This is a genomic window from Pseudonocardia sp. McavD-2-B (assembly GCF_024124365.1).
Lineage (GTDB): Bacteria > Actinomycetota > Actinomycetes > Mycobacteriales > Pseudonocardiaceae > Pseudonocardia > Pseudonocardia alni.
In genome coordinates this window covers 1-11,183 of sequence record NZ_JAMXSG010000195.1, presented here as the reverse complement: position 1 = coordinate 11,183, position 11,183 = coordinate 1, and the positions used below count along the sequence as shown (strand labels likewise).

The 11,183-nt window shown below is 73.6% G+C and carries 12 protein-coding genes; 7 read left to right on the top strand and 5 right to left on the bottom strand.

Going from position 1 to position 11,183, the window contains the following annotated elements; genetic code table 11:
• Positions 1-118: 118 nt before the first annotated feature.
• Positions 119-1,066 carry a 1,2-phenylacetyl-CoA epoxidase subunit PaaA gene (paaA, locus tag NH602_RS21845; RefSeq protein ID WP_073577392.1) on the bottom strand — a complete coding sequence of 316 codons (948 nt, stop codon included), beginning with the start codon at positions 1,064-1,066 and terminating at the stop codon, positions 119-121.
• Positions 1,067-1,229: 163 nt separating this feature from the next.
• On the opposite strand from paaA, the gene NH602_RS21840 reads away from it, so the two are divergent.
• Positions 1,230-2,192, top strand: a complete 963-nt coding sequence (locus NH602_RS21840; protein WP_073577393.1) for a DUF559 domain-containing protein — start codon at positions 1,230-1,232, stop codon at positions 2,190-2,192.
• A gap of 1 nt (position 2,193) precedes the next feature.
• Here the strand turns inward: NH602_RS21840 and NH602_RS21835 are convergent, their stop codons facing one another.
• The 3 genes from NH602_RS21835 to NH602_RS21825 are packed head-to-tail and all read right to left on the bottom strand — an operon-like array spanning position 2,194 to position 4,003.
• Complete coding sequence (locus tag NH602_RS21835) at positions 2,194-2,595, bottom strand: GNAT family N-acetyltransferase (RefSeq protein ID WP_253068776.1); 402 nt, start codon at positions 2,593-2,595, stop codon at positions 2,194-2,196.
• The gene (locus tag NH602_RS21830) at positions 2,592-3,188 is read right to left on the bottom strand and encodes a TetR/AcrR family transcriptional regulator (RefSeq protein WP_073577395.1); all 597 of its coding nucleotides are present in this window, start codon (positions 3,186-3,188) and stop codon (positions 2,592-2,594) included. Before NH602_RS21830 ends, NH602_RS21835 begins: the two co-directional genes overlap by 4 nt.
• A complete protein-coding gene (locus tag NH602_RS21825) occupies positions 3,185-4,003 on the bottom strand; it encodes an enoyl-CoA hydratase/isomerase family protein (protein WP_100878396.1) in 819 nt (272 codons plus the stop codon). The genes NH602_RS21830 and NH602_RS21825 overlap by 4 nt, the downstream gene beginning before the upstream one ends.
• 158 nt (positions 4,004-4,161) lie before the next feature.
• Here NH602_RS21825 and paaZ point away from each other — a divergent pair, with 158 nt between their 5' ends.
• The 3 genes from paaZ to NH602_RS21810 are packed head-to-tail and all read left to right on the top strand — an operon-like array spanning position 4,162 to position 8,231.
• Positions 4,162-6,192 carry a phenylacetic acid degradation bifunctional protein PaaZ gene (gene paaZ / locus NH602_RS21820; protein WP_179762139.1) on the top strand — a complete coding sequence of 677 codons (2,031 nt, stop codon included), beginning with the start codon at positions 4,162-4,164 and terminating at the stop codon, positions 6,190-6,192.
• Positions 6,192-7,523, top strand: coding sequence for a phenylacetate--CoA ligase PaaK (gene paaK, locus NH602_RS21815; protein ID WP_253068775.1), 1,332 nt, complete (start codon positions 6,192-6,194; stop codon positions 7,521-7,523). Before paaZ ends, paaK begins: the two co-directional genes overlap by 1 nt.
• Positions 7,524-7,571: 48 nt before the next feature.
• Positions 7,572-8,231, top strand: coding sequence for a DsbA family oxidoreductase (locus NH602_RS21810; RefSeq protein ID WP_218899359.1), 660 nt, complete (start codon positions 7,572-7,574; stop codon positions 8,229-8,231).
• On the opposite strand, the gene NH602_RS21805 is transcribed toward NH602_RS21810, so the two are convergent.
• On the bottom strand, positions 8,228-8,632 hold the full coding sequence (locus tag NH602_RS21805; protein WP_246353855.1) for an Lrp/AsnC family transcriptional regulator: 405 nt from the start codon (positions 8,630-8,632) through the stop codon (positions 8,228-8,230). The genes NH602_RS21810 and NH602_RS21805 overlap by 4 nt on opposite strands.
• Positions 8,633-8,827: 195 nt before the next feature.
• Here NH602_RS21805 and pdhA point away from each other — a divergent pair, with 195 nt between their 5' ends.
• The 3 genes from pdhA to NH602_RS21790 form a co-directional block, all read left to right on the top strand.
• The gene (gene pdhA, locus NH602_RS21800; protein WP_374210243.1) at positions 8,828-9,886 is read left to right on the top strand and encodes a pyruvate dehydrogenase (acetyl-transferring) E1 component subunit alpha; all 1,059 of its coding nucleotides are present in this window, start codon (positions 8,828-8,830) and stop codon (positions 9,884-9,886) included.
• A gap of 23 nt (positions 9,887-9,909) precedes the next feature.
• Entirely contained in the window at positions 9,910-10,878 is a 969-nt protein-coding gene (locus tag NH602_RS21795) for an alpha-ketoacid dehydrogenase subunit beta (protein ID WP_253068777.1), read from the top strand.
• The coding region (locus NH602_RS21790) for a biotin/lipoyl-containing protein (RefSeq protein WP_308292872.1) at positions 10,875-11,183 on the top strand (309 nt) is incomplete at its 3' end. The genes NH602_RS21795 and NH602_RS21790, both read left to right, overlap by 4 nt.

Genomic DNA, 11,183 nt, shown 5'->3' with positions numbered 1-11,183 from the left:
CCTGGCTGTTCGTCATCTGGCACTGCTGGCAGGACAACCTCGCCTACGACCCCACCCGACACCGCGCCCTCCAACGCCTCCTCGAAGATCAACAAGCGGCGGGTTGACACAGGGCATCTCATGCCCGTGCCCCCTGCTTCTCCGCGTAGGCCTGCGCCGCCTCGCGCACCCACGCCCCGTTCTCGTGCGCGCGACGCCGGTGGTCCAGCCGCTGCCGGTTCGCCGGCCCCGCCCCGGAGACCACGGCGGTGAACTCCGACCAGTCCGGTTCGCCGAAGTCGTGCGCCTGCCGCTCGTCGTTCCAGCGCAGGTCCGGGTCGGGCAGCGTGACGCCCAGCACCGCCGCCTGCGGGACGGTCATGTCGACGAAGCGCTGGCGCAGCTCGTCGTTGGTGTGGCGCTTGATGCCCCACGCCATCGACTGGTGCGTGTTGGGGGAGTCGCCGTCGGCCGGGCCGAACATCATCAGCGACGGCCACCACCAGCGGTCCACCGACTCCTGCACCATGCGCTTCTGCGCCTCGGTCCCCGCGGTCAGCGCGAGCAGCGACTCGTAGCCCTGACGCTGGTGGAACGACTCCTCCTTGCAGATGCGGATCATCGCCCGGGCGTAGGGCCCGTAGGAGCAGCGGCACAGCGGGACCTGGTTCGCGATCGCCGCGCCGTCGACCAGCCACCCGATGACGCCGATGTCCGCCCAGGACAGCGTCGGGTAGTTGAAGATCGAGCTGTACTTCTGCTTGGAGTCGATCAGCTTCTCGGTGAGCTCCTCGCGGTCGACGCCGAGGGTCTCCGCGGCCGCGTAGAGGTACATGCCGTGGCCGGCCTCGTCCTGCACCTTGGCCAGCAGGATCGCCCTGCGCCGCAGCGACGGCGCACGCAGCAGCCAGTTGCCCTCCGGCTGCATCCCGATGATCTCCGAGTGCGCGTGCTGGGCGATCTGCCGGATCAGGCTCCTGCGGTAGGCCTCGGGCATCCAGTCCCGCGGCTCGATCCGCTGGTCCGCCGCGATCGTCGCGTCGAACCGCTCCTCCAGCTCCGCCGGGGATGGCGCGGTGCTCGTCACTGGACACCTCCGTACCGAATGTTCGTTCGGCTACGAGTGTGGCGGATGAGCGGGGGGTCCCGCAACCCCGGCATCGGGTGTCGCGTTCCGGTGGTCACGACCACGCGTACGCGACGCTCGGCGATGAGGGGAACCGCTGAGCCGCCGGTGTCGTCCAAGGCGCATGGATCTTTCGCGGCCCTTCTGCGGTGCGACGGCGGTCCGTGCCGGGCTGGTCACCCCGAACCAGCTGCGCGGCCCGCGCTTCCGGCGTCTGGTGCGCGGCGTGCACGTCCGCGCCGAGGTGCCGGTGACCTACCTGTTGCGGTGCGAGGCCGCGGCCCTGGCGGTCGGAGCGCTCGCCGTCACGGGGGCCCCCGTGCCCGGCGGCGGTTCCGTCGCGCTCGCGGGCTGGGCGGCGGCGGAGGTGCACGACGCCCGGTGCGCTCCGAAGGATGTCCCGGTCGAGATCGTGGCGCCGGGTGGCAGCCGGCGGATCCGCGGCGGCGTGCTCGTCCACCGCGGCCTGCTCGCGCCGGACGAGCTGGTGCCGGGGGTACGGATCCCGGTCCCCGGAGGCCGCCGACCGAGGTTCGTACCCGGCCGGACGGTCACCGCCACCACGCCGCTGCGCACCGCCTTCGACCTGGCCCGCCGGGTGCCGCGGGTGGAGGCCGTGATCGCTCTCGACGCCCTGGCCCGGGTCGGTGGCTTCACTCCGACCTCGGTGCTCGACCTCGCCGGGCGGCGTCCGGGCGCGCGCGGGATCCGGCGGCTCCCCGGCCTCGTCGCGCTGTCGGATCCGCTCGCCGGGTCACCGATGGAGACCCGCGTCCGGCTGGCGCTGCACGACGGCGGGCTGCCGCCACCGGTGCTGCAGCACCCCGTCGGCCCCTACCGGATCGACCTCTCCTACCCACACGTACGACTCGGGATCGAGTACGACGGCGAGCACCACCGCGATCCGGCGCAGGCCCGCAAGGACCTGGAGCGTCAGCAGTACCTGTCCCGCGCGGGCTGGACGATCCTGCGCCCCTCCGCCGTCGACGTCCTCCTGTACCCGGAGTCCCTCGCCCTCTCCGTCCGGGCACACCTCGAGCGTCGCGAAGCCGTGGTGCCGGGCACCGGTTCGTCACGCTCGGCGTGACTCAGCGGTGCAGGCGGAGCAGGCCGGCGTCGGTGGGTGGGAGGGCGCAGGAGCGGTAGAAGGGGGCCAGGTGGGGGGCGAAGTCCACGTGCAGCCAGGTGCAGCCCGCCGCGGTGGCCTGCTCCACGGCCCCGGCGACCAGCGCCCGGCCGATCCCGCGGCGGCGGTACCCGTCGGCGACGACGAGGTCGAGCAGGAACGCGTGCCGGTCGCCGTCCCAGGCGAGGTTGACGAACCCGGCGAGCGCCTCGCCGTCGCGGGCGTCGAGCCAGCTCAGGCTGTGTGCGGCGAGCTGGGCGGACCAGCGTCGCAGGCGTGGGGTCTCGTCGAACCCGGCGGCGTGCAGCGCGGAGAGCGCGACGTCGTCGACCTCGGGGCGGACGCGGACCCGGACGTCGGTCACGGGGCCGGGACGATGCCGGAGAAGGCGGCGCGGACGACGTCCTCGGGCAGGGTGGCGGTCCCGGGGCGGCCGGGGCGGTACCACTCGACGATCGAGTTGATCGTGCCGGACAGCAGCCGTGCGGCCAGGGCGGGGTCGACGTCGGAGCGGACCTCGCCGGCGTCGACGGCGTCGCGGACCAGGGCGCGCACGGCCGCGTCGAACGCACGGCGGCGTTCCAGTGCCCAGCGCTCGGTCTCGGTGTTGCCGCGCACCCGGAGCAGCAGGGTGACGTACGGCAGCTCGGCCATCAGCACCCCGACCTGCGCGGCGACGATCACCCGCAGCCGGTCGGCGGGGGAGCCGGTGCGGGCCTCGGGGAGGTCGAGCACGCCGAACAGCCCGTCGACGGCGCGTTCCAGCGCCGCGCGCAGCAGCGCCTCCTTGCCCGCGAAGTGGTGGTAGAACGACGACTTCGTGATCCCGGCGGCCCGCGAGAGGTCCTCCATCGACGTCGCGTCGTAGCCGCGGTCGATGAACTCCCCGACCGCGGTCTCGAGCAGCGCGTCGCGGCCGCCGCTGGGCCGCCGGGCCCGCTTGACCGGCGAGCTCATCGGCCCTCGAAGACGGGCTTCTTCTTCGCGAGGAAGTCGCTCACGGCCTGCTGGTGGTCGCGCGTGGTCGACAGCCGGACCTGGGCGTCGGCCTCGTACTCCAGGACGGCGGGGAGCTCGTTGACCGCGCCGAAGCGCAGCGCGCCCTTCACCTCGGCGTAGGCGCGGGTGGGTCCGGCGGCCAGCCGGCGCGCGAGCTCCAGTGCGGTGCCGAGGACCTCATCGGCCGGGACGACGTCGCGCACCAGGCCCCAGTTGCGGGCGTCCTCGGCGGTGAACTGTTCGTTCAGCAGCACCAGTTCGGTCGCCCGGGAGACGCCGACGGCGTGCGCGAGCGACGCCGCGAGGCCGCTGTCGGTGGACAGTCCGATGCCGGTGAACGCGGTGGAGAACTTCAGGCCCTCCGCAGCGATCCTCAGGTCGGCGGCCAGCGCGATGCCGAGCCCGGCGCCCACGCACGGTCCGTTGATCGCGGCGATCACCGGCTTGGGCGCTTCGTTGAGCGCGCGGATCAACGGGTTGTAGTGCCGGCGGACGGTGCCCAGGGCGTCGACGGGGTCGGCCTCGAGCGCCGCGGCGTGCTCGCCCAGGTCCTGGCCGACGCAGAACGCCTTCCCGGCCCCGGTCAGCACGACGGCACGCACCGTCTCGTCCGCGGCGACCTCCACGGCCGCCGCGAGCAGCGCCTCCTTGAGCTCGACGGTGAGCGCGTTGTACTTCGCGGGGCGGTTCAGCGTGACCACTGCGACCGACGGGTCGGTCTCGTCGCGGGTCACGAGGACGGCGGGATCGGTGCCGGTGGCGGGGGAGGACATCCGGTGAGCCTAGCGGCCGACCGAACGATCGGTCTCCCCGTCCTGCCGGCGTCCGGACGGACCCTGGTGCGGTTCCGTGGACCGGTGCTAGGTTCGCCCGAACGAACGGTCGGTTCAATTGCTGACCCGCGACGACGAAGCGCGACGGAGGCTCGCCGATGACCCTGCTCCGCAGTCACCTCTCCGGTACCTGGCAGACCGGGAGCGGCGAGGGCCGCCCGCTGTACGACGCGGTGACCGGCGAGGAGGTCGCCCGTGTCTCCGCCGAGGGCCTGGACCTCGGCGCGGCCCTGGCCCACGGTCGCCGCAACGGTGGCCCGGCCCTGCGCGAGCTGACCTTCCACCAGCGCGCCGCGCTGCTGAAGGCACTCGGCGGGCACCTGCGCGAGCACCGTGAGGAGCTCTACGCCGTCTCCGCGCGCACGGGGGCGACCCTCGGCGACTCGACGTTCGACATCGACGGCGGCATCGGGGTCCTGCTCGCCTACGCCTCGAAGGCCAAGCGTGAGCTGCCCAACGACACCGTGTTCGTCGAGGGCGCGGTCGAGCCGCTGAGCCGCGGCGGCAGCTTCCTCGGCCAGCACGTGCTGACCCCGCGTCACGGAGTCGCGGTGCAGGTCAACGCGTTCAACTTCCCGGTCTGGGGGCCGCTGGAGAAGCTCGCCCCGGCGTTCCTCGCCGGTGTCCCCACGCTGATCAAGCCGGCGTCGCCGACCGCGTTCCTGACCGCGAGGCTGGTCGAGCTGATCGTGGACTCGGGTCTGCTGCCCGACGGCGCGGTCCAGTTCGTCGCCGGGTCGTTGGGGGACTGCTTCGACCACCTCACCGGACAGGACCTGGTGAGCTTCACCGGCTCGGCGTCGACCGCGCAGACCCTGCGCAGCCACCCCGGGATCGTCCGGAACTCCGTGCGGTTCTCCGCCGAGGCCGACTCGCTGAACCTGGCTGCGCTCGGCCCGGACGCGACGCCCGGCACCGAGGAGTTCGACCTCTTCGTGAAGGCCCTGACCACCGAGATGACGGTCAAGGCCGGGCAGAAGTGCACCGCGATCCGGCGCGCCTTCGTGCCGCGCGCACACGTCGACGCCGTCGTCGAGGCCGTCACCGCGCGGCTCGCGAGGGTCGTGGTCGGCGCCCCCGGCGCCGAGGGCGTCCGGATGGGGGCGCTCGCGAGCCTCGACCAGCGCGAGGAGGTCCGCCGCAGCGTGAAGGCCCTGCGCGATGCCGGCCGGATCGTGTTCGGCGACCCCGACCACGTCGAGGTGACCGGCGCCGACGCCGACCGTGGCGCGTTCGTCTCCCCGCTGCTGCTGGTCGGTGACCCGGACCGCGCCGAGCCGCACGAGGTCGAGGCGTTCGGCCCGGTGTCGACCGTGCTGCCCTACGACACTCCTGCGCAGTTGATCGACTACGCCGCCCGCGGCCGGGGCTCGCTCGCCGGGTCCGTCGTCTCCGCCGACCCCGGGTTCGTCCGCGAGGTCGTGCTCGGTATCGCGCCGTTCCACGGCCGTGTGCACGTGCTCAACGCCCGCGACGCGGGCGAGTCCACCGGGCACGGGTCGCCGCTGCCGCAGCTCGTCCACGGCGGCCCGGGCCGCGCCGGCGGCGGTGAGGAGATGGGCGGCGTGCGCGGGGTGTTCCACCACATGCAGCGCACCGCGGTCCAGGCCGACCCCGACTCGCTCGCCGCGATCACCGGCCGCTGGGTCACCGGTGCGCAGCGCCACACCACCGACGTGCACCCGTTCCGCAGGCATCTCGAGGAGCTGCGCCCCGGCGACTGCCTGGTCGCCGGTCCGCGCCGGGTGACCCGGGAGGACGTGGAGCACTTCGCCGAGTTCACCGGCGACACGTTCTACGCGCACATGGACGAGGCCGCCGCCGCGGCGAACCCGCTGTTCGGGCAGCGCGTCGCGCACGGCTACCTGGTCGTCTCGCTGGCCGCCGGCCTGTTCGTCGACCCGGACCCGGGCCCGGTGCTCGCGAACTTCGGCGTCGACGGGCTGCGGTTCCTCACCCCGGTCCGCTTCGACGACGAGCTGACCGTGACCCTGACCTGCAAGCAGCTCACCCCGCGCGAGTCCGCCGGCTACGGCGAGGTCCGCTGGGACGCCGACGTCACGCGGCAGGACGGCGAGTCCGTCGCCCGCTACGACGTGCTCACCCTCGTCGCGAAGAAGGACGCGTGATGACGGCGGCGACGAGGCGCCTCGGTCACGCGCCCCCGGCCGAGCTGCTGGACCCCGCCGAGCGGATGTCGGTCGACGAGCTGCGTGCGCTGCAGCTCGAGCGTCTGCAGTGGTCGCTGCGGCACGCCTACGACAACGTGCCGCACTACCGCGCGAGGTTCGACGAGCACGGCGTGCGCCCCGCCGACTGCCGCGAGCTCGCCGACATCGCGAAGTTCCCGACGACGACCAAGGCCGACCTGCGGGAGACCTACCCGTTCGGCATGTTCGCGGTGCCGCGTGAGCGGATCGCGCGGATCCACGCGTCGTCGGGCACGACGGGGCGCCCGACCGTCGTCGGCTACACCGCGGGTGACCTCGACCGGTGGGCCGGGCTCGTCGCCCGGTCGATCCGGGCCGCGGGCGGGCGCCCCGGCCACCGCGTCCACGTCGCCTACGGGTACGGCCTGTTCACCGGTGGGCTCGGCGCGCACTACGGCGCGGAGAAGCTGGGCGCGACCGTCATCCCCGTCTCCGGCGGGATGACCCCGCGCCAGGTGCAGCTCATCGGCGACTTCGAGCCCGAGGTCATCATGCTGACCCCGAGCTACATGCTCACCCTGCTCGACGAGTTCGAGCGCCAGGGTGTCGACCCCCGGTCGACGAGCCTGCAGGTCGGGATCTTCGGTGCCGAGCCCTGGACCGAGCAGATGCGCGCCGAGATCGAGGAGCGGGCCGGCATCCACGCCGTCGACATCTACGGGCTGTCCGAGGTCATGGGACCCGGCGTGTCACAGGAGTGCGTGGAGACCAAGGACGGTCTGCACATCTGGGAGGACCACTTCCTGCCCGAGGTCGTCGACCCGCTCGACGGCACCCCGCTGCCCGACGGCTCCGAGGGCGAGTTGCTGTTCACCAGCCTCACCAAGGAGGGGCTGCCGATCATCCGCTACCGCACCCGCGACCTCACGACATTGCTCCCGGGTACCGCGCGGCCGCAGATGCGGCGGATGGCCAAGATCACCGGCCGGTCCGACGACATGATCATCCTGCGCGGGGTGAACGTCTTCCCGACCCAGATCGAGGAGATCGTGCTCCGCACGCCCGGGCTCGCGCCGCACTTCCAGCTGGAGCTGACCACCCAGGGCAGGCTCGACGCGATGACCGTGCGCGTGGAGGCCCGCGGCGACACGCCCGCCGACCGCCGCGACCCGGCCGCCGCGGAGCTCGTGCGCGCGGTGAAGGAGACCGTCGGTATCTCCGTGACCTGCGACGTCGTGGACCCCGACACCCTGGAGCGCTCGGTCGGGAAGCTGCAGCGGCTCAAGGACCACCGGGAGCCGAGGAGCTGACCTCCTCGGCGGGGAATGCCGTGGGTCGCGCGCGGGTTGCGACCGGTCGTGAAGCTCGAGATCTGGTCCGACGTCGTCTGCCCGTGGTGCGCAATCGGGCGGGCGCGTCTGCAGGCGGCGTTGTCCGGTTTCGCACACCGCGACGCGGTGACGCTGCGGTGGCGCAGCTTCGAGCTCGATCCGGCCGCGCCGCGCGAGCAGCCCGGTGACCGGGCCGAGCACCTGGCGGCCAAGTACGGCGTGAGCGTCGCGGCGGCCCGCCGGATGGAGGGCCAGGTCACCGCCACCGCGGCCGCGGACGGGTTGGAGTTCCGCTTCGACCGGGCCCGCCACGGCAACACCGCCGACGCCCACCGGCTGCTGCACCACGCCTGGGAGACCGGCGGCGCCACGGTGCAGGACGAGCTGAAGGGCCGGCTGCTGCGGGCCTCGTTCACCGACGGCGAGCCGATCGGTGACCCGGAGGCGCTGGTCCGGATCGCCGTCGGCGCCGGGCTCGACGAGGACGGCGTCCGCGCGGTGCTCGGCTCCGACCGCCACCTCGACGACGTCCGCGCCGACGAGGACCTGGCCCGCCGCCTGGGCATCACCTCGGTGCCGTTCCTGGTGATCGACGACCGCTACGGCGTCGCGGGCGCCCAGCCGATCGAGGCGCTGCGCGAGGTTCTGGACACCGCCTGGGCCGAGGGCGCACCCGCCCGCGGCTAGCGGGACTCGTCCTCGAAGATCAGGATCGTCCGGGTCGACACCACGGCCGGCAGCGCCTGCAGGCGTTCGAGCACGACGCTGCGCAGCGCGTCGTTGCCGGTGGTGCGCACCAGCAGCAGTACGTCGAAGTCCCCGCCGACCAGCGCCATGTGCCGGACCTCGGGGATCGCGCGCAGCTGTTCGCGCAGCTCGCGCCAGCTGTTCTGGCGCACTGTCAGCGTCACGTACGCCGAGGTGTGCAGCCCCACCTTGTCCGGGTCGACGAGCGCGGTGAACCCGGTGACCACGCGATCGTCGACGAGCCGGGCGAGGCGGGCGTAGGCGTTCGCCCGCGAGATCGTCAGGCGCTCGGCCAGCGCGCGCCCGGTCAGCCTGCCGTCGCGCTGCAGCTCCGCGACCATCCGCCGGTCGATGTCGTCGAGCACCGGCCCCTCCGTTCGTCTCGCCGCGCCCCGCCGGGCACCGGTGACCCGGACCACTCGTCCGGAGCGGTGCCGCGCTGCGGGCCGATCGTCTCGGCATCTCCGCTTTCCGAGCCGATCGTACGGATCATGCGCCATTCTCGAGGCACTGTGTCCGCACGGAGGGGAGTCATCGTGGACGACCGGCGCGAGACCGTCCGCCTGCTGGAACCGGACGGCACCACGGTGCCCGGCGCTCAGCTCCCGCCGCCGGACCGGCTGCTCGACGGCTACCGCGGCCTGGTGCACGCCCGGCGGCTCAACGAGCAGGCCGGCGCGCTGGTCCGGCAGGGGCGTCTGGCCGTGTACCCGTCCTCGCGCGGCCAGGAGGCCTGCCAGGTGGCCGCGGCGATGGTGCTGGGCGACGACGACTGGCTCTTCCCGACCTACCGCGACACCGCAGCGATCGTCGCGCGCGGTGTCGACCCGGTGGAGGTGCTCACGATGCTGCGGGGGGACCGGCACTGCGGCTACGACGTCGCCGGCCACCGCGTCGCCCCGCAGGCGACCCCGCTCGCCACACAGCTGCTGCACGCCGTCGGCGTCGCCCACGCCGCGCGGCTCAAGGGCGAGCCCGACGCCGTCCTGGCGCTCTGCGGCGATGGCGCGACCAGCGAGGGCGACTTCCACGAGGCGCTGAACTTCGCCGCGGTGTTCCGGGCGCCGGTGGTGTTCCTCGTGCAGAACAACAAGTACGCGATCTCGGTGCCGCTGCATCGGCAGAGCGCAGCCGCCGACCTCGCGGACAAGGCGGTCGGCTACGGCATGCCCGGTGTGCGGGTCGACGGCAACGACCTCCCCGCGCTGCTCACCGTGCTCGACGGCGCCGTCTCCCTGGCCCGCTCCGGTGGCGGCCCGACGCTGGTGGAGGCCGACACCTACCGCATGGAGGCCCACACCAACGCCGACGACGCGGGCCGCTACCGCGACGAGAGCGAGGTCGCCTCCTGGGCAGGCCGCGACCCGCTGGTGCGTCTGCGCGCCCGGCTGCGCGCCGACGGCCTGCTCGACGACGACGCCGAGCGCGCGCTCACCGACGACGCCGAGCGGATGGCCGCCGCCCTGCGCGCCGGCATCGCGGCCGAGTCCCCGGTGGACCCCGAGGACCTGTTCGCCCACGTCTACGCCCACCCCACCCCGCAGCTGCGCGAGCAGCGCGCCCAGCTGCGCGCCGAGCTGGAGGTCACGCCGTGAAGACCGGCCCCGTGAAGCTCACCATGGCGCAGTCGATCAACACGGCGCTGCGCGAGGCGATGGCCGCCGACCCGACCGTCGTCGTGTTCGGGGAGGACGTCGGTCCGCTCGGCGGGGTCTTCCGGGTCACCGACAGGCTCACCGCCGAGTTCGGCGAGCACCGCTGCTTCGACACCCCGCTCGCCGAGTCCGGCATCGTCGGCACGGCGGTGGGGATGGCGATGAACGGGCTGCGGCCCGTCGTCGAGATGCAGTTCGACGCGTTCGCCTACCCGGCGTTCGAGCAGATCGCCAGCCACGTCGCGAAGTTCGGCAACCGCACCTCGGGCCGGATGCGGCTGCCGATGGTCATCCGGGTGCCCTACGCCGGCGGGATCGGCGGCGTCGAGCACCACTGCGACTCCTCCGAGGCGTACTACGCCCACACCGCCGGGCTGACCGTGCTCGCCCCGGCCACGAACGCCGACGCCCACGGCCTGCTCCGCGCGGCGATCGAGTACCCGGACCCGGTGGTCTTCCTGGAGCCGAAGAAGCACTACTTCATGAAGGAGGAGGTGGACACGACCGTCCCGGTGCCGCCGATCGGACGTGCCGTCGTCCGCCGCCCCGGGGTCGACGCGACGCTCATCGTCTACGGCCCGACGGTGCCGGTCGCACTCGCCGCCGCCGAGGAGGCCGCCCGCGAGGGCCGTGACCTGGGCGTGGTCGACCTGCGGTCGATCGTGCCGTTCGACGACGAGACCGTCTGCGCGCAGGTCCGCCGGACCGGGCGGGCGGTCGTCGTCGCGGAGGCCCCGGGGTTCGCCTCGGTCGCCTCGGAGATCGCCGCCAGGATCTCCGAGCGGTGCTTCCACCACCTCGAGGCGCCGGTGCGCCGGGTGACCGGATTCGACGTGCCCTACCCGCCGCCGAAGCTGGAGCAGCACCACCTGCCCGGGGTGGACCGGGTGCTCGACGCCGTCGACACGCTCGGCTGGGAGGACGCGGCGTGAGTGCGCAGGTGTTCACCCTGCCCGACCTGGGGGAGGGGCTGACCGAGGCCGAGCTCGTCCGCTGGCTGGTGGCCGACGGGGACACCGTCGGCGTCGACCAGCCCGTGGCCGAGGTGGAGACGGCGAAGGCCGTGGTCGAGGTGCCGTCGCCGTACGCGGGCACGGTGCTGACCCGGCACGGTGCGGAGGGCGAGACGCTGCGGGTCGGGGAGCCGCTGGTGTCGGTCGGGGACGCCGGGGACGCCGGATCGGGGAACGTCCTGATCGGGTACGGCACGTCCGGCGGGCACGAGGGGGCCCGCCGG